The organism is Knoellia sp. B-D-2, from assembly GCF_057714695.1.
Genome location: NZ_CM173189.1, coordinates 203137 through 226371, shown reverse-complemented (window position 1 = coordinate 226371; position 23235 = coordinate 203137). Strand labels below are relative to the sequence as shown.

The window sequence follows — 23235 nt, the reverse complement described above, 5'->3', positions numbered from 1 at the left end:
GGCCGACAGGTCAGGGTGAGAGCCCGGACGGTGTGGCTGGCGGCCACGTGGCGCCGGAAGGGCCACCCACATGGCTGACCAGGACCTCCCCACCACGCCCGAGGGCGACGCCCCCACGCTGGACGTCGGCGTCACCGAGCCGGCTCCCGCCGCTGCTCCCCGTCGCCGCCGAGCGACCAAGAAGGCCGCGGCGCCGGTGACGACGCCCGACGCGGCGCCGGACGCGGCGCCCGCGTCCGACGACGTCCCGTCGTCGGACGGCGCCACCGCGGACGCGTCCGATGACGCGAGCCCGTCCGCCGCCCCCGCCAAGGCGGCGGCGAAGAAGACCGTCAAGAAGGCCGTGAAGAAGGTCGCCAAGAAGGCCACCCGCGCCAAGAAGGCCCTCGCTCCCGCCCCCGCCGACGAGGCACCCGCCGCGGACGAGGCACCCGTCGCCGACGCCGCCATCGAGCCCGACACCGACGACCTCACCGCCGTCGCACCGGCCGTCGAGCGCGCGGTCGTCGACACCGAGGCCGAGGTCGACGAGGACGTCGAGGAGATCGTGGCGGAGCCCGCCTCGGGCGACGCCCCCGCCGCGCCCTCCTTCGGGCTGCTGTTCCAGGCTCCCGACGTCAGCGCCCCCCGCCGTCGCCGGGCCACCTCGCCCGCGCAGGCCCCGACCGAGCGCCCGGCGCCGGCCGTGGAGCAGGAGAAGGCGCCGGAACTGCAGCAGCAGGAGGAGGAGCAGGAGCAGGAGAAGGCGCCGGAGCGCGCCGTCGGCACCCGTGCCCCCCGCGGCTCCCGCAGGTCCCGGGGGGCCGCGGGCACCCCGACCGTGGACGCGCCCGACGACGCCACGGACACCACCGACGACCAGAGCGACGACGCGAGCGGCGACGACGCCGGCGACGACACCCAGGACGGCGGCCGTCGCCGTCGCCGCGGGGGTCGCGGTCGACGCGGCCGGGGCAGCAACGACCGGTCCGAGCAGGGCGAGTCCGACAGCACAGAGGACACCCGGGACGGCGACCAGGCGTCCAGCGCCGGCGCCGGCGGCAGCGGCCCGGACGAGGCGTCCGACACCGAGACCGGTGAGGACGGCTCGAGCCGCCGTCGCCGCCGTCGCCGCCGCGCCGGCTCGGCCAGCGAGAACGAGGACCCGCCCGGCACCGTGACGCGGGTGCGCGAGCCCCGCACGGAGCGCGACGAGCCGACCGCCGTCAAGGGCTCCACGCGGCTCGAGGCCAAGAAGCAGCGTCGCCGCGAGGGCCGCGAGGCGGGCCGTCGCCGCACGATCATCACCGAGGCCGAGTTCCTGGCCCGCCGTGAGTCGGTCGAGCGGATCATGGCTGTCCGCGGCAAGGGCGACAAGACCCAGATCGCGGTCCTCGAGGACGGCGTCCTCGTCGAGCACTACGTCTCGCGCGAGTCCAACGCGTCGATGGCCGGCAACGTCTACCTCGGTCGCGTCCAGAACGTCCTCCCGTCGATGGAGGCCGCCTTCGTCGACATCGGCAAGGGCCGCAACGCCGTCCTCTACGCCGGCGAGGTCAACTGGGACGCCGCGGGCCTCGAGCAGCACCAGGCCAAGCGCATCGAGAACGCCATGGGCTCGGGCGACACCGTCCTCTGCCAGGTGACCAAGGACCCCATCGGTCACAAGGGCGCCCGCCTCACGAGCCAGATCTCGCTGCCGGGCCGCTACCTCGTCTACGTCCCCGAGGGGTCGATGACGGGCATCTCCCGCAAGCTCCCCGACACCGAGCGGGCCCGCCTCAAGGCCATCCTCAAGGAGGTCGTGCCGGACTCCGCCGGTGTCATCGTCCGCACCGCGGCCGAGGGCGCCTCCGAGGAGGAGCTGCGCGCCGACGTCGAGCGCCTCACCAAGGCCTGGGACACCATCCAGGCGAAGGCCAAGGCGGCCGGGTCCAAGAAGGGCGGCAGTGGGGGAGCCCCCGTGCTGCTGCACGGCGAGGCCGACCTCACCGTCCGCGTCATCCGCGACGTCTTCACCGAGGACTTCAGCCAGCTCGTCGTCTCTGGCGACCAGGCGTGGAGCGAGGTCAGCGGCTACGTCGACGACGTCGCACCCGACCTCGCCAAGCGCCTCACGCACTGGACCTCCGAGGACGACCTGTTCACGCACCACCGCGTGGACGAGCAGATCGCCAAGGCGATGGACCGCAAGGTGTGGCTGCCCTCGGGTGGCTCCCTGGTCATCGACCGCACCGAGGCCATGACCGTCGTCGACGTCAACACCGGCAAGTTCGTCGGCTCCGGGGGCAACCTCGAGGAGACCGTCACGAAGAACAACATCGAGGCGGCCGAGGAGATCGTCCGCCAGCTGCGCCTGCGCGACATCGGCGGGATCATCGTCATCGACTTCATCGACATGGTCCTCGAGTCCAACCGCGACCTCGTCGTCCGGCGCCTCCTCGAGTGCCTCGGCCGTGACCGCACCAAGCACCAGGTCGCCGAGGTCACTTCGCTCGGCCTCGTCCAGATGACCCGCAAGCGGGTCGGGTCCGGCCTCATCGAGGTCTTCTCCGAGCCGTGCGAGCACTGCGCCGGCCGCGGCATCATCGTCCAGGCCGAGCCGGTGGACCGGTCCGAGGGCCAGGGCGACTCCGGCCACAGCCACTCGGGTGGCCACGGCGCCGACAAGGGCGGCACCGCCCCCGGTCGTGGTGGCCGCACCCGTCGAGGCAAGGGCGGCGACACCGCTCCCGCCCCGGCCCAGCGCGAGTCCGCCCCCGAGGCGCCGTCGACCCCGTCGGGTCCGACCGCCGCCCAGATCGCCGCCGCCGCACACGCCGCCGCCATCAAGTCGATGTCCGGCGAGCCGGCCGACGACGACGTGGCCGACCTTGCGGCGCCCGTCGAGCAGGACACGACGTCGGACGCGGTCCAGGACGCTCCGGCCGCGCCGGTCGAGGAGGCGCCGGCCGCGCCGGTCGAGCACGCTCCCGCGGCCGTCGCCGAGGAGGCCTCTCCGGTGGTGTCCGCACCGCCGGTCGTCGCCACCCCCGCCCCGATCGACCAGCCGGTCGTGCGCGCGCGTCGCAAGCGCGGTCGCGTCGTCGCACCGGCCGGACCGCCCAAGGCCACGGATTTGGACCAGCCCGAGGGCGACCGCTAACCTAGACCGTCGGTGCGCCCACCGAGCCGATGTCCTGTGTCATGGGGTAGCTATTGGCCGGTCAACCAGAGCGAGCGCATCCTGAATCGAAAGTGAGTTCCACTGTGTACGCGATTGTTCGCGCAGGCGGTCGTCAGGAGAAGGTCTCCGTCGGAGACATCCTCCTCATCGACAAGATCGGCCAGGACGGCGACAACATCGACCTGACCCCCCTTCTCGTCGTCGACGGCTCGACCATCACCTCCGACGCCGCGAAGCTGGCGAAGGTGTCCGTCAAGGCCGAGGTCCTCAAGGCCGCCAAGGGCCCCAAGATCACGATCATGAAGTACAAGAACAAGACCGGGTACCGCAAGCGTCAGGGCCACCGCCAGCCGCTGACCCAGGTCAAGATCACCTCGATCGACGCCTGAGCGTCCGTTCACAGACTCACGAAGGTAGGCAGACATGGCACACAAGAAGGGTGCGTCCTCGACCCGTAACGGTCGCGACAGCAACTCCCAGCGACTCGGCGTCAAGCGCTTCGGCGGCCAGCTCGTCAACGCGGGCGAGATCATCGTCCGCCAGCGCGGCACGCACTTCCACCCCGGTGAGGGTGTCGGCCGCGGTGGCGACGACACGCTGTTCGCGCTCATCGCGGGCAACGTCGAGTTCGGGACCCGGCGTCGCCGCAAGGTCGTCAACATCGTTCCCGCGGAGACCGTTTCCGCGTCGTGACCCCAGCTTCACCACCAAGGCGCCCGTATGCCGCGTGCTCATCGCACGGCATACGGGCGCTTTTCAGTTCGCCGTAGACTTCACCCCCAGCACGCCAGCGTCGTCGAAAGAGGAACCCCCATGGCCGTCAACTTCGTGGACCGCGTCGAGCTGCACGTCGCGGCCGGTGACGGCGGGCACGGCGTGGCCTCGGTCAAGCGCGAGAAGTTCAAGCCGCTCGGTGGTCCCGACGGGGGCAACGGCGGCAAGGGCGGCTCGGTCGTCCTCGCCGTCGACCCGCAGGTGACGACGCTGCTCGACTACCACCACACCCCCCACCGCCGCGCGGCCAACGGCAAGCCGGGAGCCGGCGACGAGCGCAACGGCGGCGACGGCGCCGACCTCGTGCTGCCCGTCCCCGAGGGCACGGTCGTCAAGAACACCGCGGGTGAGGTCCTCGCCGACCTCGTCGGCCACGACACGACGTTCGTCGTCGCCCAGGGTGGCCGCGGCGGGCTCGGCAACAAGGCGCTCGCCTCCGCGCGCCGCGTGGCTCCCGGCTTCGCCCTGCTCGGTGAGCCCGGGGGGTCCCTCGACATCGTGCTGGAGCTCAAGTCGCTCGCCGACGTCGCCCTCATCGGCTTCCCGAGTGCCGGCAAGTCCTCGCTCGTGTCGGTCGTGAGCGCGGCCAAGCCCAAGATCGCCGACTACCCGTTCACGACGCTCATCCCCAACCTCGGCGTCGTCACGGCAGGGTCGGCCCGTTTCACCATCGCCGACGTCCCGGGCCTCATCCCCGGCGCGAGCGAGGGCAAGGGCCTCGGCCTGGAGTTCCTCCGCCACGTCGAGCGCTGCTCGGTGCTCGTCCACGTCGTCGACTGCGCGACGCTGGAGCCGAACCGCGACCCGATGAGCGACCTCGACGTCATCGAGGCCGAGCTCGCCGCCTACGTGCCCGACAACAGCCTCGGTGGCCGGCCGCTCTCCGAGCGCACCCGCATCGTGGTCCTCAACAAGGCCGACGTGCCCGACGCGCGTGACCTGGCCGAGATGGTCAAGCCCGACCTCGAGGCGCGCGGGCTCGAGGTGCACATCGTCAGTGCCGTCGCCCACATCGGGCTCAAGGAGCTGACCTTCTCGCTCGCCAAGCACGTCGCCGCCGCCCGGGCCGAGATGGAGGCCTTGGTCGTGGAGCGGCCGCGCGCCATCGTCCGGCCCAAGGCCGTCGACGACACCGGCTTCACCGTCAAGCGCGAGAACACCTCCGACGGTGAGATCTTCCGCGTCCTTGGAGACCGGCCCTCGCGCTGGATCCACCAGACCGACTTCTCCAACGACGAGGCGGTCGGCTACCTCGCCGACCGGCTCAACCGCCTCGGCGTCGAGGAGCAGCTCTACAAGGCCGGCGCCGTCGCGGGGTCCACCGTGGTCATCGGCCCGGAGGAGAACTCGGTCGTCTTCGACTGGGAGCCCACCATGGCCGCCGGTGCCGAGCTGCTCACCGGCCCGCGTGGCACCGACCTGCGCCTCGGCGAGAACGACCGCAAGACTCGCGGCGAGAAGCGCAACGAGTTCCACGGCCGCAAGGACGCCCAGACGGCCGCTCGCGACCAGCTCGCCGCCGAGCGCAAGGCCGGGCACTGGGCCACGGTCCGCGGCGACGACACCGACGAGTGAGCGGTGGGCACTGAGGCGCTGCTCCGCGCTGCCGTCGGCGAGGCGCGGCGCGTGGTCGTCAAGGTCGGCTCGTCCTCGCTGACCGGTCCCGGCGGCGGGGCGATCGACGAGTCCCGCCTCGTCGCGCTCGTCGACCACCTCGCGTCGGTGCGTGCCCGCGGGGGCGAGGTCGTCCTCGTCTCCTCGGGGGCGATCGCCGCGGGCCTGGGGCCGCTCGGGCTCAGCTCCCGCCCCCGTGACCTCGCCACCCAGCAGGCGGCGGCGTCGGTGGGGCAGGGTGCGCTCGTCGCGGCCTACGCCCGCGCGTTCGCCGCCCACCACCTCACCGTCGGCCAGGTGCTGCTCACCGCCGACGACGTCACCCGGCGCACCCACTACACCAACGCCCGCCGCACCCTGACCCGCCTGCTCGACCTCGGCATCGTCCCGGTCGTCAACGAGAACGACACCGTCGCCACCCACGAGATCCGCTTCGGTGACAACGACCGGCTGGCCGCCCTCGTCTCGCACCTCGTCGGTGCCGACGCGCTCATCCTGCTCACCGACGTGGACGCGCTCTACGACGGCCCGCCGTCGCGACCCGGGTCCTCCCGCATCCCCGCGGTGCTCTCGCTCGCGGACCTCGACGGCATCGAGATCGGCGGCTCTGGCAGCTCGGTCGGCAGTGGCGGCATGGCCACCAAGGTGGAGTCGGCCGGCATCGCGGGGGCGGCCGGCATACCGACCGTATTGTCCCGCCTCGCGGACGCGGGACGTGCCCTCGCGGGGGAGGACGTGGGGACGGTGTTCGCGCCGCAGTCCCGGTCGCGGGCCTCGCGCCAGCTGTGGATCGCCCACGCCACCACCGCCCGCGGCCGACTCGTCGTCGACGACGGCGCGGTCACCGCCCTCACCAAGCGGCGCACGTCGCTGCTCCCGGCCGGCATCGTCGAGGTCCAGGGGACGTTCAGCGGGGGCGACCCCGTCGACGTGTGCGCGCCGGACGGTCGGGCCATCGCCCGCGGGCTCGTCAACTACTCCTCGAACGAGCTGCCGCCGATGCTCGGCCGCAGCACGCACGACCTCGCCCGCGACCTCGGTGCGGCGTACGAACGTGAGGTCATCCACCGCGACGACCTCGTCATGCTCTGAGGCCAGCTCGTCCCTGTCGTTCTCGCCGGTCCATGCTCCCCGGGCGCCGTGGACGGTCGGGAACGACAGGGGGAGCGGGACCTGCCGGTCCGGGCGGGCGCCTCAGCTCAGCTGCTGGACCTCGAACTGCATCCGCGGGTGGGCGATCTCCTCCTGCGACTGCACGAGCTGGAGCTCGCGCCGGCCGGAGTCCAAGGTGCGCTGGAGCAGGTCGAACACGCTCGACACCGTCCGGCCGAGGGCCACGCCCGCGTCGCCGGTCTCGAGGAGGTGCGCGGTGAAGAGCGCGGCGGTGACGTCGCCGGAGCCGTTGGCCTTCATCGGCAGCTGCGGGGTCTGCACGATCCAGGCCCCGTCGCCGTGGACGGCGAGCATCTCGATGGTGCCCTCGGGCCGGTCGGGGCGCAGGACCGAAGTGACGAGCACGGTCGAGGGCCCCATCTCGCGGGCCCGCTCGACCGAGGCGAGGGTGTCCTCGAGGCTCTCCGGCTCGGTCTCGGTGAGGAAGCCGAGCTCGAACTGGTTGGGCGTGATGAGGTCGGCCTTGGGCACGACCCGCTCGCGCAGCAGCACGGGGATCGCGGGGTGCACGAAGCAGCCCGACGTCGCGTTGCCCATGACCGGGTCGCACGCGTAGATCGCCGACGGGTTGGCCGCCTTGACGCGCGCGACGGCGTCGAGGATCACGTCGCCGATCGCCTCGCCGCCCTGGTAGCCGGAGAGGACGGCGTCGACCTCGGGCATCGCGTCACGCTCCTCGATGCCGGTGATGATCTCGCGGACGTCGTCGGCGGCGAGCAGCGGCCCGCGCCACGCGCCGTAGCCGGTGTGGTTGCTGAAGTTCACCGTGTGGACCGGCCACACCTCGACGCCGAGCCGCTGCAGGGGGAAGACCGCCGCACTGTTGCCGACGTGGCCGTAGGCGACCGAGGACTGGATGGAGAGGATCGTCGTCACGCCCGCCATCCTCGCACCACCCCCCGACCGCCTGCGTCTGCGTGGATGGTCAGGAACCTCACCATCGACGCAGACGCAAGCCCGGGGGGCGCGACCTACGCTTGACCCATGTCCGCGCCCGCCACCCCCGTGAGCACCGCCCCCGTCAGCACCGCCCCGGTCAGCACCGGCGACGTCGCCCGCGTCGCCGACCTCGCGACCCGCGCCCGGGTGGCGTCCCGGCGGCTCGCCCTGCTGAGCCGGGCCGACAAGGACGCGGCCCTGCGGGCCCTCGCCGACGCCCTCGACACGGCGACCGACGAGGTCGTCGCCGCCAACGCCGAGGACATCGAGCGCGGTCGCCGCGGCGGCATGGACGAGGGCCTCGTCGACCGGCTCACCCTGACGGCCGAGCGGCTCGCGGCGGTGGCCGGCGCCCTGCGCGACATCGCCGCCCTGCCCGACCCGGTAGGTGAGGTGGTGCGCGGCTCCACGCTCGCCAACGGGCTGCAGATCCGCCAGGTCCGGGTGCCGATGGGGGTCGTGGGGATGGTCTACGAGGCCCGCCCCAACGTCACCGTCGACGCCGCCGGCCTGGCCCTCAAGTCCGGCAACGCCGTCATCCTCCGCGGGGGCTCCGCGGCCGAGTCGACCAACCGGGCGCTCGTCGCGGCGATGCGCGCCGCGCTCGAGGCCCAGGGCCTGCCCGCGGACGCGATCGGCCTGCTCGACGGCGGCCGCGACGCCGTGCGGGCCCTGCTCACCGCCCGCGGCCTCGTCGACCTCATCATCCCGCGCGGGGGAGCGGGCCTCATCCACACCGTCGTCACCGAGTCCACCGTGCCGGTCATCGAGACCGGGGTCGGCAACTGCCACGTCTACGTCGACGCGGCCGCCGACCTCGACAAGGCGCTCGCGATCGCCGTCAACGCCAAGACCCACCGGCCGAGCGTGTGCAACGCCGCCGAGACGCTCCTCGTGCACGACGCCCTGCGCGACACCTTCCTGCCGCGAGTGCTCGCCGCCCTGTCCGAGGCCGGCGTGGTGCTGCACACGGACGCGGCGGCCGGGGGCGTCGCGCAGGCGGCAGGCACCCCCCACGTCCCCGCGACGGAGGAGGACTGGGACACCGAGTACCTCGCGCTGGAGATGGCCGTGGCGGTCGTCCCGGACCTCGACGCGGCGCTCGAGCACATCCACGCCCACACCAGCGGGCACACCGAGGCGATCGTCACCGAGGACCGCGCCGCCGCCCGCCGCTTCACCACCGAGGTCGACGCGGCCGCCGTCATGGTCAACGCCTCGACCCGCTTCACCGACGGCGGCGAGTTCGGGTTCGGCGCCGAGATCGGCATCTCCACCCAGAAGCTCCACGCGCGTGGACCGATGGCGCTGCCCGAGCTCACGACGACGAAGTGGATCGTCGAGGGTGACGGCCAGATCCGCTGACCGGGTCGAGCAGCCCTAGCGCGTGACCTTGAGCGTTCGAAGGATCTGGTCGCACATGGCCTGCGAGCGCTCGAGCTCCCCGCCGACCGGGCACAGGACCATGAAGGTGGAGCCGACCGTCGTCCGGGCGCGTCCGGCCACGAGGATCGCGTCCTGTCCCTGCTGCTCGTCGGGGTCGAGCCGCATGGCCGGCAGCCCGTCGACGGTCACCGACCTGCTCCCCGGCACGGTGACGTCCGGGTTGACGAGCGCGTCGATCGGGGTACCCGCGACCGGGTCGGGCGGCAGGAACGAGACCGTCGCCGCCTGGGCCTCGGTCATCCCGGGCGACGTGACGCGCAGGCAGTCGCCCTCGTCGGCCGGGCAGGGGAGGGTGCGCCACGTCGCGGGGACGGTGAAGGTCAGGGCGCCGTCGGGCGTGCGCGCGGCGAGCGACTGCGCCCCGGTCTCGTCGTCGCGCAGCACGGACCACGCCGTGAGGCAGATGAGGGCGACGAGCAGCACGGCCGCGCCACCCAGCACCCGGCGCTGCCTCACGGGCGGCGAGCGTGGTTCGGTGCGTCGAGCGAGTCGTGGGCGACGAAGTACGTCGGGCGGGCCTGCATCGCGCCGTACATCCGTCCGACGTACTCGCCGAGGATGCCCAGCGCGAGCAGCTGGACGGCGCCCACGGCGGCGACGATGACGACCGTCGAGGTCCAGCCGGGGAGGGCGTGGCCGAGGATGCGCGCGATGACGGCGTACGCGAGGACACCGAGCGCGGCGAGGCCGCCGAGCAGCCCCAGCCACGTCGCGAAGCGCAGCGGGGTGAGCGAGAAGCCGGTCACCGAGTCGACGGAGAGCCGGAGCATCTTGGCGAGGGGGTACTTGGAGGTGCCGGCCGCCCGCACCTCCCGCGTGTAGCCGACCGACGCGGACGGGAAGCCCAGCGCGGGGACGACGAACCGGAGGACCCGGTTGTGCTCGGGCAGCGAGTTGACCGCGTCGACGGTGGCGCGGGACATGAGGCGGTAGTCGCCGGCGTCCACGGGGGCGTCGATGTCGGCGAGGCGGCGGATGGCCCGGTAGAACAGCCCCGCCGAGTGGCGCTTGAAGGCGGTGTCGGTCGAGCGGTCCTCCCGGACGCCGTAGACGACGTCGACGCCCTCCTCCCGCGCGACCCGGAGCATCTCGGCGATGACCTCGGGCGGGTCCTGCAGGTCGGCGTCGATGGTGACGACGTAGTCGCCACGCGCCCGCTGCAGCCCGGCGGAGATCGCGGCCTGGTGGCCCGAGTTGGCGCGCAGCCGCACGACCCGCAGCTCGGGCCAGTCGCGCCGCAGGCGCTCGAGCAGGACCGGGGTGGCGTCGCTGCTGCCGTCGTCCACCGCCACGACCTCGTATGCCGTCCGCAGCCCGTCCGCGAGCGGGCGCAGCCTCTCGACGAGGAGCGGCAGGACGGCCTCCTCGTTGAACATCGGGATGACGATGCTCAACGTGATGGCGGAGGGGGGCGCGGACATGGGGCTCAGCGTAATCGGCGGCCGCGTTCCCCGGGCACACACCGAAGGCCCCCGACGTATGAGGTCGGGGGCCTCCGGCTCGGGGCCAAGCCCTTCGAGCGAGCCGGTCGTTCCCGGTGGGCGAACCCGCCGAGGGGGCCACGCGACAGTGGCGTCGTCCCGGCTGGACCGGAACGAACTTCGACTCTGGCCGTCGGCCGCGGTGCGCCCCGCGACGTCGCTCGCGTCAGGGGTCACCCCCAGCCGGTCCCGTTGCCGGGACCGAGGCACAGCCGTTCTCCTTCGACCTGACACCACTCCGGTCCTCGAGCGAACCCGAACGGCCCGGAGCGGAGTCCGTGGGGTCCTGTCTAGCCCCCAGAGGTCCTGTGGCGCAACATGATCGGCAAGTTTCTCGCCGAACGGTGCCGCCCGCGCGTGTCGTCCACAGGAAGCGACCCTCCGCCACGCTCCCGTGCACAGGCCTGTGGACGGCGCCGGTGGACAACGGTGACGGTAGGCTGCAGCCCATGACGTCGCACGCCGCTCGTGTCCTCGCCGAGGAAGCCGCCCAGCACGACCTCCCGATGCCCCCCTGGGCCTTCGGGGTCCTCGCCCTGGCCTCCTTCGCCCTGCTCCTCGCCGTGCTGTGGTCCTTCCGAGGGACCGCGCAGAAGCACACCCCGCCGACCGAGCGCAACGACCACCACTCGACCGACGTCGCGCATGCCCACGGCGGCACGATGCACGACAAGGGTGAGCACTGAGCGCAGACCGACGACGCCGCCTGGGCGTGATGGGTGGGACGTTCGACCCCATCCACCACGGTCACCTCGTCGCCGCCTCGGAGGTGCAGTCCCACTTCGACCTCGACGAGGTCATCTTCGTGCCGACCGGCCAGCCGTGGCAGAAGGCCGAGCGGGTGGTCAGCGAGGCCGAACACCGCTACCTCATGACGGTCATCGCGACGGCGTCCAACCCGCGCTTCCAGGTGAGCCGGGTCGACGTCGACCGGGCCGGGCCGACCTACACGATCGACACGCTGCGGGACCTGCGCCAGCAGCACCCCGACGACGAGCTGTTCTTCATCACCGGCGCCGACGCGCTGGCCCAGATCCTCTCGTGGAAGGACGTCGACGAGCTCTGGGACCTCGCGCACTTCATCGGGGTCACCCGCCCCGGCTACGAGCTGTCCGAGTCGGGACTGCCGCAGGACGGTGTCACCCTCCAGGAGGTGCCGGCCATGGCGATCAGCTCGACGGACTGCCGTGAGCGCGTCGCCGACGGCGAGCCCGTCTGGTACCTCGTGCCCGACGGTGTCGTCCAGTACATCAACAAACACCACCTGTATGCCGGTGGACCGGGTCCGTCGTCCGACGCACCCCCCAAAGCCGAGGAGTCCCGTGCCAGCCACTGACCGTTCCCTCGAGCTTGCTCGCGCCGCCGCCCACGCGGCCGCCGAGAAGCTCGCCACTACCATCGTCGGCATCGACGTGAGCGAGCAGCTCGCGATCACCGACATCTTCGTCATCGCCTCCGCCGAGACGGAGCGCCAGGTCGGCGCCATCGTCGACGAGGTCGAGGACTCGCTGCGGGAGATGGGCTCCAAGCCCGTCCGCCGCGAGGGTCAGCGCGACGGCCGCTGGGTCCTCATCGACTTCGGCGACATCGTCGTGCACGTCCAGCACGACGACGAGCGCGAGTACTACGAGCTCGAGCGCCTCTGGAAGGACTGCCCCGAGGTGGACCTGGGTGCCGTCGGCACCGAGCAGGGCGGCCGGTGACCCTCGGGCCCAACGCCCGCGTCATGGCGAAGGACTCCCCGCGTCGCCTCATCGTGCTCCGGCACGGCGAGACCAACCACAACGCCGCCGGGATCTGGCAGGGCCAGCTCGACTCACCGCTGTCCGAGCGGGGTGTCGAGCAGGCGGTGGCCGCCGCCCGCGCGGTCGCGGCCTTCGAACCCGTGCGCGTCGTCGCCTCCGACCTGTCCCGCGCGCGGGTGACGGGCGAGACGGTGGCCCGGGTGGACGGCATACCGCTCACGACCGACGAACGCTTCCGTGAGATCCACGCCGGTGCATGGCAGGGGCTGACCGGCGAGCAGGTGCGCGCCGGCTACCCCGAGGACATGGACCGGCTGCTCCGCGGTGACGACTTCAAGCGGGGCGGTCACGGCGAGTCCGTCGCCGACGTCGCCGCCCGGTGCCGCGCCGGGGTCGACGCCCTGCTCGACGGGCTCGAGGCGGGCCAGTGCGCGGTCATCGCCACCCATGGGGTCGCGGGACGCGCCCTCGCGGCCGACCTCGTCGGACTCGACCAGCGCACGGCCTGGATCGCGCTCGGTGGCCTGGGCAACTGCCACTGGGCCGAGCTCGTCGAGGGTCGCGCCGGGTGGCGCATCCACACGTGGAACCAGTCGGCGGCGGCCTCGCTGGACGCCCACGGCCCCGTTGCCTGACCCCGATTTGGTCGCTCGGCGAGCCCCGTCGTAGACTTCCGCAGTCCCCGCAGGGGGACGTCCCACCGAGGCGACTCGGGGCTGTGGCGCAGTTGGTAGCGCACTTCCATGGCATGGAAGGGGTCAGGGGTTCGAATCCCCTCAGCTCCACCCCAGGATCAGCAGGACCGGACACCACGGTGTCCGGTCCTGCTGCGTCTCCCGCTCTGGCGCGCTGGTCCGGGCGAGGTGGACACTCGGGGGAGTGCCGGGTGGAGGAGGTGCGCATGGCGGTCGACCCCGACGAGCCGAGGCCGCGGCCCGAGCTCGCGACGTTGCTCGCCACCGAGCACTGGAGCCTGCTCGGCACCCGCTCGATGACGTGGAGCGAGATCATGAGCCGGATCTCGATCCTGCTCACCGTGATGTCGGCCTTCCTCGTCGTCCTCGCGCTCGTCGCCCAGGGCGTGGGCTTCGACCGCTCGCTGCTGGGGCTGGGCACCTGCTTCGCGGTGGCCTCGCTCGTCATCGGCTCCCTGACCGCGCTGCGGGTGGTGCTGGCCAGCCAGGAGGACGCGGAGCTCATCCGCGGGATGAACCGGCTGCGGGCGGCCTACGTCGAGCTGGCACCCGAGATCGAGCCGTACCTCACGGCCTCGTCACACGACGACCGGGCCGGACTCATGGCGACCTACACGCTGGGCAACCGGCGCCCGATGGTGGCGCACGTCATCGGGAGCACGTCGTTCTTCCTCGTCGTCATCAACACGATGGTGGCCGCCACGACCGGGGCGCTCGTCGCGGCGTGGGCCCACGGCTCGACGGCGGTCGTCGTCGCGTGCGCGGGCGCCGCGGCGGTCGTGTGGTTCGCAGTCCAGCTCCAGGTGGCGCGCAGGTTGTTGGGGGCGGAGATGCTCGACGTGCGATTCCCGACCGCCGAGTGACCGTGGCTCAGGAGGGTGCGAGGAGGCGGGCGCGGAACAGGTCGAGGACCTGCTCGAGCGCGTCGTGGGTCGGCTGGCCGGGCTCGTCGACGAGGTGCTCGGTGAGCGTGGAGTGCGGCGAGAGGAGCGCGTCGGGGTTGGCCGAGTCGTCGGGGAGCTCGACCGCGACGAACGCGTCGCCCAGCACCCGCGCGAGGTGGGCGAAGCGGTCCCGCGGCGACAGCCGATCGCCCGCGAAGCGCAGGCCGAGGACGGAGAGGCCGGCGGCACACCGCTGCTGCACGACGGCCAGGTCCTCGGGGGAGATGTCGACCGAGCGAGCCCGGGCCCGCGTGAGGGGCACCGGCAGGGACGGCTGGGCGAGGACCGGCGCGAGCACGCGCTCGTCCGTGGCCATGGCGAGCGCGAAGCCGCCGGTGAGGCACATGCCGACCGCGCCGACGCCGGGCCCGCCGCAGCGCTGGTGCTCGGCCGCGGCGAGCCGGCGCAGCCACGGCACGGCGGGCGAGGTGCGGTGCGTCGCGAGCAGGGTGAACTCCCGGCTGACGCAGACCTGCGCCGCAGCCCGGGCCAGGCCGGTGAGGGTGCCGCCCCAGCCGTGCGCCCCGGGGTGCACGTCCCGGCCGGTGACACCGAACAGCTCGGGCAGGACGACCGTGCAGCCGATGTCCCGCACCCGGCGGGCGAAGTGGAGCACGGCCGGCGTGATGCCGGGGAGCTCCGAGATGATGATGACGGCGGGACCCCGGCCCGACCGCAGGACCCGACGGCTGACCCCGGAGCGCTCGAACCGCTCGAGCGAGAAGTCCGGGTACGCGTCGTCGGCCATGCACGCATCATCCACGCTGGCACGATGAGGACGTGACGACGCGACGACTCGGCCCGGACGACATGGACGCGAGCCTTCGGCTGGGGGCCGAGGCCTTCGGGGAGCGACCGGCCGGTCCGGTGTCCGCCCCGACGTCGGCCTCGCCCGCCGAACCGACCGAGCCGCCGCCGTGGCCGCCCGAGGGGATCGTCGCGCTCGGCGCGTTCGACGGTGACGACCTGGTCGCCAAGCTCAACGGGCGGCCCTACGACAGCTGGTTCCACGGCGGGAGGGTGGCGACCTTCGGGATCGCCGGGGTGACCGTCGCGGCCGAGCGTCGCGGTGAGGGGCTGCTCACCCCGCTCATGGACGAGGTCCTCGCGGAGGCCCGGCGGCAGGGCGCGGTCATCTCCACGCTCTTCCCCACGGCCCCGGGCATCTACCGTCGCTTCGGCTACGAGCTCGTGGCCGAGCTCACCACCGTCTCCGTCCCGACGGCTGCGCTGCAGCGCCAGGGGCGGGCGGACGGCATACGCACCCGCAGGGCGACCGAAGGGGACTTCGCCGCGGTGCGGGAGTGCTACGACCGGTGGGGCGCGCAGCGCAACGGCCCCCTCACCCGCGACGGGGTGATGTTCCCCGCCGACGCGGCCGCCTGGCTGTCGAGCTTCACCGGGGTGACGCTCGCCCTCGACACCGACGACACCGTGCACGGCTTCGTGTCGTGGCGGCGCGGACCCGGCTACGGCCCCGAGGCGAGGATCGGCGCCGAGGACCTCGTCTGGACCTCCGGCACCGCCCGCGACGCCCTCCTGGGGATGCTCGGGAGCTTCGCCGCCGTCACCCCGACGACGCACCTCGAGACGAGCGGCACCGACGAGATGGCGCTCGCGCTCCCGGTGACGGCCACGACCGTCGTCGGGCGCTCGCCCTACATGTTGCGCGTCCTCGACGTACCTGCCGCGTTCCGGGCGATCCGGCCCGCTGCGGGGGTCAGCGGCTCAACCGTCTTCGCGGTGGCCGGCGACGTCCACGGGGGCACCGACGGCACCTACCGCCTCGACGTCGCCGGGGGAGAGGCGCGGTGCGAGCCGAGCACCGACGCGCCAGCGGCGACGTTCTCGCCGCGTGGGCTGGCGCTCACGTGGAGCGGGGTGCTGCCGCTGCAGCGCGTCGTCGCCGAGGGGCTGGCCACGGTCCACGGGACGGGCGCCGACCTCGGCCTGTGGGACGCGCTCGGGCTCTCGCGTCCGACGCACATCCGCGACTACTTCTGACCCGGCCAGACGCCCGAGGTGGCCCGGCGGTGCGAGCCGACGAGGTGGGTGTCGACGATGCCGATGGCCTCCATGAGGGCGAACATCGTCGTCGGTCCGACGAACGTGAAACCCTTGCGCTTCAAGCCTTTCGAGAGCGCGAGCGACTCCGGCGACGTCGTGGGCACGTCGGCGTGGGTCCGTGGCACGGGGGTGGTGGCCGGACGGAACGACCACACGTATGCCGCGAGGTCACCCTCGGGGTCCTCGCGCAGTCCCAGCGTGGCGCGGGCGTTCTGGATGGTCGCGTGGACCTTCGCGCGGTTGCGGACGATGCCGGCGTCGTCCATGAGGCGGGCGACGTCGTCGTCACCGAACTGCGCGACGACGTCGGGGGAGAAGTCCGCGAACGCCTCCCGGAAGGCGGGGCGCTTGCGCAGGATCGTCGCCCACGACAGCCCCGACTGGAACGCCTCGAGCGAGAGCCGCTCGAAGACGCCGCGCTCGTCGCGGACCGGCATGCCCCACTCGGTGTCGTAGTAGTCGCGCAGCAGGGGGTCGACCGACGCCCAGGCGGGTCGGGCCAGGCCGTCGTCGCCGAGGACGACACCCGACTCGCTCACGACAGACCCTGCCGTGCGGCGACGACGGCCTCGACGAACTCGTGGGGGTCCTGCACCGAGACGCCGAGGCGGCCACGACGGTGCACCACGGTCGCCATGGGGCCGCCGACGCGGTAGGCCCACTTGCCACGGCCCTCCCAGCGCAGGCCCCAGCCCCAGCCGACCCCGTCGACGTGGTCACCGGCGCCGACGTCGGTGACGTCGTCCATCCGGATGGTGCGCGGGGCGAGCGGGTAGGAGACGCGGATCGCCCCGTCGGTGACGACGACGGTGACGGGCCCGCGGGCGAGGAGCCAGCCCAGGCCGACGAGTCCCAGGACGACGAGGAGTCCGAGGGCGACGGCCCAGCCACCGAGGCTGGCGACGAGCAGGCCGGCCACGACGCCGACCGCGGCGACGGCCGCGCCCACGGCGACGAGCACCCGGTGCGGCCGCACCACCGACCGGTAGCGGGGGGCGCCGAGCACGGTCCCGTCGGGGGCCACCTCAGCCCCTCCTCAGGGTGATGAGCGGGATCTGGGGTGGGGCGGCGACACGCACCGGTGGACCCCAGGTGCCGGCCCCGCGGCTCGTGATGACGGGGACCCCGTCGACGACCGCATACCCCTCCACCACGGGCTGCTGGAGCGGCACGACGAGCTCCCCGGGCCACACCTGGCCACCGTGGGTGTGACCGGACAGCTGGAGGTCGACGCCCCGGTCGGCCGAGTCCGCGGCCATGACCGGCTGGTGCGCGAGGTAGAGGGTGAACCCGTCCTCGGTCCCGGCGAGCGCGCGGGCCGGGTCCGGGGCGAACTCGCCGGTGCCCTCGCGGTCGTGGATCCCGGCGATGCGGATCGACTCCCCGCCGACGGTGACGGTCTGCGAGGCGTTGGCGAGCACGGTGATCCCGAGCCGGTCCCACTCGGCGACCCACTCGGCGGTCGAGCCGGTGTACATCTCGTGGTTGCCGGTGACCGCGAAGACCCCGAGCGGCGCCTCGAGGTCGGCCAGCGGGGCGATCTCGGCGCGGTGCCGCTCGAAGGGCGCGTCGACCACGTCACCCGAGAGGACGACGATGTCCGGCTTCGCGGCGTTGACCCGGTCGACGACCTTGGTCGCGAAGTCGGAGCCGTGGACGACGCCGGCGTGGAGGTCGGTGACGAGCGCGACCGTCGTCCCGTCGAACCCGGCGGGGAGCGCGGCGGAGGTGTGCGTCGTGCGCGTGATCGCGGGGTCCCGGGCCTCGAACAGCCCGTATGCCGTCGTGCCCAGTGCCGCGACCAGGGCCACCGCCGCGACCACCCGGTTGAACCGCGCGAGCACCCCTCGTCGGCGGTCCCGGTGGGTGGCGAGCCAGACGACGGCGGCGACGACCTGCCCGGCGGCGAGGACGAACACGAGGTACATCGCGACGACGAGCCAGGTGAGCGCGGCCCAGGCGACCGGGCGGGTGTCGTCGGCGGTGCCCCACCGGAGCCCGCCGGCGGCGGTGACCACCGCGAGAGCGGTGAGCGCCACGATGAGGGCGCTCCCCGCATACCGCCATCTCGACGACCAGCGCGGGGCGGCGACGAGCCGACGGTGCAGCCAGAAGGTGAGGAGCCCGAGGACGGTCAGGGCGATGAGGGCAAAGGTCAGCACACGGGATCCCGGGTCGTCATGATGGAGGGGTCATGGTCGCACGCGTGGATGTGGGTCCCCTGAACGCGGGCCCAAGGTCCCCGGTGCACGACGCCGGTGATCCGTACGGTGAGGGGTGACGGCGTCGCCACACCGGTGACGGCGAGCGCCACGACGACGTGGCGCGCAAGCACAGGAGGCGTGATGCCGAAGTACGTGTACCGGTTCGCCGAGGGCGACATGGGCCAGAAGGACCTGCTGGGCGGCAAGGGGGCCAACCTCGCCGAGATGGCGAAGATCGGCCTGCCGGTCCCGCCCGGGTTCACCATCACGACCGAGGCGTGCCGGGCGTACATGCGCGACGGCGAGGTGCCGCCGGAGCTGCGCGTCGAGGTGACCATGGCGCTGCGCGAGATCGAGGACACGCTCGGCCGGCGGCTCGGGGACTTCCATGACCCGCTGCTCGTCTCGGTGCGCTCGGGCGCGAAGTTCTCCATGCCGGGGATGATGGAGACGGTGCTCAACGTCGGGCTCAACGACGCCTCGGTCAAGGGCTTGGCCGAGTTCTCCGGTGACGACCGCTTCGCGTGGGACTCCTACCGGCGCCTCATCCAGATGTTCGGCAAGACCGTGCTCGACATCGACGGCGACCTCTTCGCCCGTGCGCTCGACGACAAGAAGTCGGCCGTCGGCGCGAGCAGCGACGTCGACCTCAGCGCGGACGACCTCCAGGACCTCGTCACCACCTTCAAGGGGATCGTCCAGGACACGACGGGTCGGGAGTTCCCCCAGCATCCTCGTGAGCAGCTCGAGATGGCCATCGCCGCCGTCTTCGGCTCGTGGAACACCGAGCGGGCCCGGCTGTACCGGCGCCGCGAGCGCATCTCGAACGACCTCGGCACCGCCGTCAACGTCATGACGATGGTGTTCGGCAACCTCGGCGAGACGTCCGGCACCGGCGTCGCGTTCACCCGCGACCCCTCCACCGGGCACTCCGGCCTCTACGGGGACTACCTGTCCAACGCCCAGGGCGAGGACGTCGTCGCCGGCATCCGCAACACCCTGCCGCTGGCCGACCTCGAGCAGCTCGACCCCACGTCCTACGGTGAGCTGCTCCAGGCCATGCGGCGCCTCGAGACCCACTACCGCGACCTGTGCGACATCGAGTTCACCATCGAGAGGGGCAAGCTGTGGATGCTGCAGACCCGCGTGGGCAAGCGGACCGCGGCCGCCGCGTTCCGGGTCGCCACCCAGCTCGTCGACGAGAACCTCATCACCATGGACGAGGCGATCTCGCGGATCACCGGGGCCCAGCTCTCCCAGCTGCTCTTCCCGCAGTTCGACGGTGACGCCGCCAAGGAGCTCCTCACGACGGCCATGGCCGCCTCGCCCGGTGCCGCCGTCGGCGAGATCGTCCTCGACAACGCCCAGGCGCTCGAGCGGACCCAGGCGGGGGCCAGCGTCATCCTCGTCCGCCGGGAGACCAACCCCGACGACCTCCAGGGGATGATCGTCGCGTCCGGCGTCCTCACCGCACGTGGTGGGAAGACCTCGCACGCCGCCGTCGTCGCCCGGGGCATGGGCACGACCGCGGTCGTCGGCGCCGAGGAGATCGACGTCGACGTCGAGGCCAAGGAGGTCCGGGTCGCCGGGCGGGTGCTGCGCCCCGGCGACGTCATCGCCCTCGACGGGACCACGGGCGAGGTCTTCCTCGGTGACGTGCCCGTCGTCGACTCGCCCGTCATGCGCTACGTCTCGGACGGGCTCGAGGTCGGCCTCGCCGCCTGCGAGGACGACGCGATGCGGGAGCTGCTGCAGGCCGTCGACCGGGTCATGAGGCACGCCGACGCCGTGCGTCGGATGCGGGTGCGCGCCAACGCCGACAACGCCGAGGACGCCCGCCGCGCCCGGGCCCGTGGCGCCGAGGGGATCGGGCTGTGCCGCACCGAGCACCAGTTCCTCGGTGACCGACGCGTCCACATCGAGCACGTCGTCCTCGCCGAGGGCGACGAGGAGCGCCTCGCGGCGCTCGAGACGCTGCTACCGCTCCAGCGTGAGGACTTCGTCGACCTGCTCGAGGCCATGGACGGGCTGCCCACGACGATCCGGCTCATCGACCCGCCGCTCCACGAGTTCCTGCCCGACCTCACCGAGCTGGCGGTCAAGGTGGCGCTCGCGAACGCCGACGGCCGGGCCGACGCCCGCGACGTCCGGCTCCTCGCCGCGGTCCAGCGGATGCACGAGCAGAACCCGATGCTCGGCCTGCGCGGCGTCCGGCTCGGCCTCAAGATCCCCGGCCTGTTCGCCCTCCAGATCCGGGCCATCGCCGAGGCGACGGTGCGCCTGCGCGAGGCCGGCAAGGACCCGCGGCCGGAGATCATGGTGCCGCTGGTCGGGTCGGTGCGCGAGCTGCAGATCATCCGCGAGGAGGCGCTCGGCATCCTCGCCGAGGTCGGCGCCGCGGCCGGGACCGAGCTCGACCTGCCGATCGGCTGCATGATCGAGCTGCCTCGCGCGGCCCTCACCGCCCGCCGCATCGCCGAGGAGGCCGACTTCTTCTCGTTCGGCACCAACGACCTCACCCAGACGACGTGGGGGTTCTCCCGCGATGACGTCGAGGGTGCCTTCTTCGCCGACTACCTCGAGAACGGCGTGCTGACGATCTCCCCGTTCGAGACCCTCGACGCGGACGGGGTCGGCGCGCTCGTCAGCTCGGCCGTGACGGGAGGGCGGTCCACGAAGCCGAACCTGCACATGGGTGTCTGCGGCGAGCACGGCGGTGACCCGGAGTCGATCCACTTCTTCCACGACGCCGGGCTCGACTACGTGTCGTGCAGCCCGTTCCGGGTGCCGATCGCGCGGCTCGAGGCCGGGCGTGCCGCGGCCCTCAACCGGGAGGACGCCACCGCCTGAGGCGCGCTGGGGCGCCCCGGCGAGGGGCGGCCCACCGCGGCACGGCCTCGGCGTAGGCGGCGTGGGCCGGTCCGAACCGGCGCCGGAGCTCGCTCTCCTCGGCCTCGACCTGGTGGCGCACGGCGAGGACCGCCGGGGCCCACGCGGCGAGCGCCCAGCCGGAGCGGGCGAGCAGCGCTGAACCCAGGTGCCCGAGGGCCCAGGCGGCATACATCGGGTTGCGGGAGCGCGCATAGGGGCCGGTGGTGACCAGCCGGTCCGGGTCGGCGAGCCGGACGTCGCGTGCCTCCTGCCAGGCACGCGTGGCCAGCACCGCGCCGGACGCCAGGAGGACGAGGCCGGGCGCTCGCCACGCGGCGGCGGGGCCGGGGAGCCGGAGGCGCCGCAGGCGCTCGGCCAGCACGGCCGCCAGGAGGGGCACGGCGTGCTGCTCGGGGACCGGCACGTTGGCCAGCCGGTCCCGCCACACCGTCGACCCGTTCGTCATGGCGACGCACATCCTTCGGCGCTCTGGTCGGTGGGCGCCCGGTGCCACGACGCTACCGGGCCGCGTGCGAGCCGGGCGTGGGTCGGTCGTGATGTCATGAGGTGGTCCGCGCACCCACGCCCACGCACCCACCTCGCCCCTGGAGCCACGACCGATGCAGAGCCTCGACGTCGACGTCCTTGTCGTGGGCGCCGGGCTCTCCGGCGTCGGCGCCGCCTGCCGGCTCACCCAGCTCAGCCCGAACCGGTCGTTCGCCGTCCTCGAGGCGCGCCCGGCGGTCGGCGGGACGTGGGACCTGTTCCGCTACCCCGGGGTGCGCTCGGACTCCGACGTCGTCACCTTCACCTACCCGTTCCGGCCGTGGACCGAGCCCGACGTGCTCGCCTCCGGCGCGCGCATCCGCGACTACGTCCGTGACACGGCCCGGGAGTTCGGCGTCGAGGAGCACCTCCACCACGGGCAGCGCGTCGTCGACGCGGCCTTCTCGACCGGCACCGGCCGGTGGACCGTGACGGCCGAGACCTCGCAGGGCCGGGTCGAGCACACCGCGGCGTTCCTCCACCTGTGCACCGGCTACTTCTCCTACGACGCCGGACACGTCGTCGACTTCCCGGGTCGCGAGGACTTCGCCGGCCCGGTCATCCACCCGCAGGAGTGGCCCGAGAGCTTCGACGCCACCGGCCGGCGCATCGTCGTCATCGGGTCGGGCGCCACCGCCGTCACGCTCGTTCCCGCCCTCGTGGAGCAGGGCGCCGCCCACGTGACCATGCTCCAGCGCAGTCCCGGCTACGTCCTGCCCCGCTCGGGGACCGACCGCCTCGGCCAAGCCCTCCGGCGGGCGCTCCCGGGGCGGGCCGCCCACCGCGTGGTCCGGACGAAGAACCTCCTCACCAACGTCGCGCTCTACGAGGTGAGCCGCCGGTTCCCACGTGCCGTCCGGCGCGGGATCGCCCGGATCAACGCCGACCTCGTGGGGGAGGAGGCGGTCCGCGCACACTTCACACCGGCATACGCGCCGTGGGACCAGCGCATGTGCATCGTGCCGGACGGTGACCTCTTCGCGGCGATCGGCAGCGGACGGGCCTCGGTCGTCACGGACACCGTGGACCGCTTCACGGAGAACGGGATCCGGCTGGGCGGTGGCCGGGAGGTCGAGGCCGACGCGATCGTCACCGCGACCGGGCTGCGGCTCGAGGTCGCCGGGGGGATGCGCCTCAGCGTGGACGGGCGGGCGTTCGCGCCGCACGAGCGCTACCTCTACAAGGGCGCGATGCTCGGTGGGGTGCCGAACCTCGCGGTCTGCCTCGGCTACACCAACAACTCGTGGACCCTGCGGGCCGACCTCACGTCCCGCTACGTCTGCGCGGTGCTCGACGCGATGGCGGCTGCCGGCGCGATGACGGCGACGCCCCGCGTCCCCGTCGACCTCGAGGAGGGTGAGCCGCCGTTCGGGCTGACGTCGGGGTACGTCCGGCGCTCGCGTCACCTGCTCCCGAGGCAGGGCACGAGGGCCCCGTGGACGGTCCGCCAGAACTACCTCCACGACCTCCGGCTCATGTCGGCCCGGCGAGTCCTCGACGGCACCCTCGAGCTGGCCGGGCGCGCGGCTCCGGCGGGCGCGGCTCCCGCGGGCGCCGCGGCGGTGGGCGCTGACACCGGCGCTTCCTAGAC

Annotated in this window: 22 protein-coding genes and 1 tRNA gene; 15 read left to right on the top strand and 8 right to left on the bottom strand. The window is 73.2% G+C overall.

Going from position 1 to position 23235, the window contains the following annotated elements:
- The first annotated feature begins 70 nt into the window (after window positions 1-70).
- The 5 genes from AC3EU2_RS01045 to proB all read left to right on the top strand — a co-directional run bounded on the left by AC3EU2_RS01045 (window position 71) and on the right by proB (window position 6625).
- Window positions 71-3124 carry an Rne/Rng family ribonuclease gene (locus AC3EU2_RS01045; protein ID WP_488177896.1) on the top strand — a complete coding sequence of 1018 codons (3054 nt, stop codon included), beginning with the start codon at window positions 71-73 and terminating at the stop codon, window positions 3122-3124.
- Window positions 3125-3228: 104 nt separating this feature from the next.
- The gene (gene rplU / locus AC3EU2_RS01040) at window positions 3229-3534 is read left to right on the top strand and encodes a 50S ribosomal protein L21 (RefSeq protein ID WP_488179417.1); all 306 of its coding nucleotides are present in this window, start codon (window positions 3229-3231) and stop codon (window positions 3532-3534) included.
- Between the two features lie 34 nt (window positions 3535-3568).
- Window positions 3569-3838, top strand: coding sequence for a 50S ribosomal protein L27 (rpmA, locus tag AC3EU2_RS01035; protein WP_488177895.1), 270 nt, complete (start codon window positions 3569-3571; stop codon window positions 3836-3838).
- 120 nt (window positions 3839-3958) lie between these two features.
- Window positions 3959-5494: a GTPase ObgE gene (gene obgE, locus AC3EU2_RS01030; RefSeq protein ID WP_488177894.1), complete on the top strand. Its 1536-nt coding sequence runs from the start codon at window positions 3959-3961 to the stop codon at window positions 5492-5494.
- A 3-nt stretch (window positions 5495-5497) separates the two neighbouring features.
- On the top strand, window positions 5498-6625 hold the full coding sequence (proB, locus tag AC3EU2_RS01025) for a glutamate 5-kinase (protein ID WP_488177893.1): 1128 nt from the start codon (window positions 5498-5500) through the stop codon (window positions 6623-6625).
- 102 nt (window positions 6626-6727) lie between these two features.
- Here proB and pdxY read toward each other — a convergent pair whose 3' ends face one another.
- Window positions 6728-7582: a pyridoxal kinase PdxY gene (gene pdxY, locus AC3EU2_RS01020; RefSeq protein ID WP_488177892.1), complete on the bottom strand. Its 855-nt coding sequence runs from the start codon at window positions 7580-7582 to the stop codon at window positions 6728-6730.
- A 108-nt stretch (window positions 7583-7690) separates the two neighbouring features.
- Here pdxY and AC3EU2_RS01015 point away from each other — a divergent pair, with 108 nt between their 5' ends.
- Window positions 7691-9010: a glutamate-5-semialdehyde dehydrogenase gene (locus AC3EU2_RS01015; protein WP_488177891.1), complete on the top strand. Its 1320-nt coding sequence runs from the start codon at window positions 7691-7693 to the stop codon at window positions 9008-9010.
- Between the two features lie 15 nt (window positions 9011-9025).
- On the opposite strand, the gene AC3EU2_RS01010 is transcribed toward AC3EU2_RS01015, so the two are convergent.
- Together AC3EU2_RS01010 and AC3EU2_RS01005 are read right to left on the bottom strand one after the other, a co-directional pair.
- Window positions 9026-9547 carry a hypothetical protein gene (locus tag AC3EU2_RS01010; protein WP_488177890.1) on the bottom strand — a complete coding sequence of 174 codons (522 nt, stop codon included), beginning with the start codon at window positions 9545-9547 and terminating at the stop codon, window positions 9026-9028.
- Window positions 9544-10512, bottom strand: coding sequence for a glycosyltransferase family 2 protein (locus tag AC3EU2_RS01005; protein WP_488177889.1), 969 nt, complete (start codon window positions 10510-10512; stop codon window positions 9544-9546). Before AC3EU2_RS01005 ends, AC3EU2_RS01010 begins: the two co-directional genes overlap by 4 nt.
- A gap of 509 nt (window positions 10513-11021) precedes the next feature.
- Here AC3EU2_RS01005 and AC3EU2_RS01000 point away from each other — a divergent pair.
- The 6 genes from AC3EU2_RS01000 (at window position 11022) to AC3EU2_RS00975 (ending at window position 13875) form a co-directional block, all read left to right on the top strand.
- The gene (locus AC3EU2_RS01000) at window positions 11022-11258 is read left to right on the top strand and encodes a hypothetical protein (RefSeq protein WP_488177888.1); all 237 of its coding nucleotides are present in this window, start codon (window positions 11022-11024) and stop codon (window positions 11256-11258) included.
- Entirely contained in the window at window positions 11255-11908 is a 654-nt protein-coding gene (gene nadD / locus AC3EU2_RS00995) for a nicotinate-nucleotide adenylyltransferase (protein WP_488179415.1), read from the top strand. The genes AC3EU2_RS01000 and nadD overlap by 4 nt, the downstream gene beginning before the upstream one ends.
- Complete coding sequence (rsfS, locus tag AC3EU2_RS00990; protein ID WP_035940111.1) at window positions 11895-12275, top strand: ribosome silencing factor; 381 nt, start codon at window positions 11895-11897, stop codon at window positions 12273-12275. The genes nadD and rsfS overlap by 14 nt, the downstream gene beginning before the upstream one ends.
- Window positions 12272-12952: a histidine phosphatase family protein gene (locus tag AC3EU2_RS00985; protein ID WP_488177887.1), complete on the top strand. Its 681-nt coding sequence runs from the start codon at window positions 12272-12274 to the stop codon at window positions 12950-12952. Before rsfS ends, AC3EU2_RS00985 begins: the two co-directional genes overlap by 4 nt.
- Window positions 12953-13029: 77 nt before the next feature.
- Window positions 13030-13102, top strand: a tRNA-Ala gene (locus tag AC3EU2_RS00980).
- 116 nt (window positions 13103-13218) lie between these two features.
- On the top strand, window positions 13219-13875 hold the full coding sequence (locus AC3EU2_RS00975; RefSeq protein ID WP_488177886.1) for a hypothetical protein: 657 nt from the start codon (window positions 13219-13221) through the stop codon (window positions 13873-13875).
- A 7-nt stretch (window positions 13876-13882) separates the two neighbouring features.
- Here the strand turns inward: AC3EU2_RS00975 and AC3EU2_RS00970 are convergent, their stop codons facing one another.
- Window positions 13883-14704, bottom strand: a complete 822-nt coding sequence (locus tag AC3EU2_RS00970; RefSeq protein ID WP_488177885.1) for a dienelactone hydrolase family protein — start codon at window positions 14702-14704, stop codon at window positions 13883-13885.
- Window positions 14705-14736: 32 nt separating this feature from the next.
- Here AC3EU2_RS00970 and AC3EU2_RS00965 point away from each other — a divergent pair, with 32 nt between their 5' ends.
- Entirely contained in the window at window positions 14737-15960 is a 1224-nt protein-coding gene (locus AC3EU2_RS00965; RefSeq protein WP_488177884.1) for a GNAT family N-acetyltransferase, read from the top strand.
- On the opposite strand, the gene AC3EU2_RS00960 is transcribed toward AC3EU2_RS00965, so the two are convergent.
- Genes AC3EU2_RS00960 through AC3EU2_RS00950 form a run of 3 tightly spaced genes read right to left on the bottom strand, consistent with a single transcriptional unit; the run spans window position 15951 to window position 18185 of the window.
- A complete protein-coding gene (locus AC3EU2_RS00960) occupies window positions 15951-16562 on the bottom strand; it encodes a DNA-3-methyladenine glycosylase I (RefSeq protein ID WP_488177883.1) in 612 nt (203 codons plus the stop codon). The two genes, AC3EU2_RS00965 and AC3EU2_RS00960, sit on opposite strands and share 10 nt — an antisense overlap.
- Window positions 16559-17047, bottom strand: a complete 489-nt coding sequence (locus AC3EU2_RS00955) for a hypothetical protein (protein WP_488177882.1) — start codon at window positions 17045-17047, stop codon at window positions 16559-16561. Before AC3EU2_RS00955 ends, AC3EU2_RS00960 begins: the two co-directional genes overlap by 4 nt.
- A 1-nt stretch (window position 17048) precedes the next feature.
- Window positions 17049-18185: a metallophosphoesterase gene (locus AC3EU2_RS00950; protein ID WP_488177881.1), complete on the bottom strand. Its 1137-nt coding sequence runs from the start codon at window positions 18183-18185 to the stop codon at window positions 17049-17051.
- 183 nt (window positions 18186-18368) lie between these two features.
- Between AC3EU2_RS00950 and ppdK the strand changes: the two genes are divergently transcribed.
- The gene (gene ppdK / locus AC3EU2_RS00945) at window positions 18369-21077 is read left to right on the top strand and encodes a pyruvate, phosphate dikinase (RefSeq protein WP_488177880.1); all 2709 of its coding nucleotides are present in this window, start codon (window positions 18369-18371) and stop codon (window positions 21075-21077) included.
- Here ppdK and AC3EU2_RS00940 read toward each other — a convergent pair.
- Complete coding sequence (locus AC3EU2_RS00940; protein ID WP_488177879.1) at window positions 21052-21564, bottom strand: methyltransferase family protein; 513 nt, start codon at window positions 21562-21564, stop codon at window positions 21052-21054. The two genes, ppdK and AC3EU2_RS00940, sit on opposite strands and share 26 nt — an antisense overlap.
- Window positions 21565-21718: 154 nt before the next feature.
- Between AC3EU2_RS00940 and AC3EU2_RS00935 the strand changes: the two genes are divergently transcribed.
- On the top strand, window positions 21719-23233 hold the full coding sequence (locus AC3EU2_RS00935) for a flavin-containing monooxygenase (protein WP_488177878.1): 1515 nt from the start codon (window positions 21719-21721) through the stop codon (window positions 23231-23233).
- The last annotated feature ends 2 nt before the right edge of the window (window positions 23234-23235 follow it).

Coding starts and splice junctions, on each gene's coding strand:
- ppdK (WP_488177880.1), top strand. CDS start 18,369: ATGCCGAAGTACGTGTACCGGTTCGCCGAGGGCGACATGGGCCAGAAG.
- AC3EU2_RS01045 (WP_488177896.1), top strand. CDS start 71: ATGGCTGACCAGGACCTCCCCACCACGCCCGAGGGCGACGCCCCCACG.
- AC3EU2_RS00970 (WP_488177885.1), bottom strand. CDS start 14,704: ATGGCCGACGACGCGTACCCGGACTTCTCGCTCGAGCGGTTCGAGCGC.
- rpmA (WP_488177895.1), top strand. CDS start 3,569: ATGGCACACAAGAAGGGTGCGTCCTCGACCCGTAACGGTCGCGACAGC.
- AC3EU2_RS00940 (WP_488177879.1), bottom strand. CDS start 21,564: ATGACGAACGGGTCGACGGTGTGGCGGGACCGGCTGGCCAACGTGCCG.
- AC3EU2_RS01000 (WP_488177888.1), top strand. CDS start 11,022: ATGACGTCGCACGCCGCTCGTGTCCTCGCCGAGGAAGCCGCCCAGCAC.
- AC3EU2_RS01015 (WP_488177891.1), top strand. CDS start 7,691: ATGTCCGCGCCCGCCACCCCCGTGAGCACCGCCCCCGTCAGCACCGCC.
- AC3EU2_RS00935 (WP_488177878.1), top strand. CDS start 21,719: ATGCAGAGCCTCGACGTCGACGTCCTTGTCGTGGGCGCCGGGCTCTCC.
- AC3EU2_RS00975 (WP_488177886.1), top strand. CDS start 13,219: ATGGCGGTCGACCCCGACGAGCCGAGGCCGCGGCCCGAGCTCGCGACG.
- obgE (WP_488177894.1), top strand. CDS start 3,959: ATGGCCGTCAACTTCGTGGACCGCGTCGAGCTGCACGTCGCGGCCGGT.
- AC3EU2_RS01005 (WP_488177889.1), bottom strand. CDS start 10,512: ATGTCCGCGCCCCCCTCCGCCATCACGTTGAGCATCGTCATCCCGATG.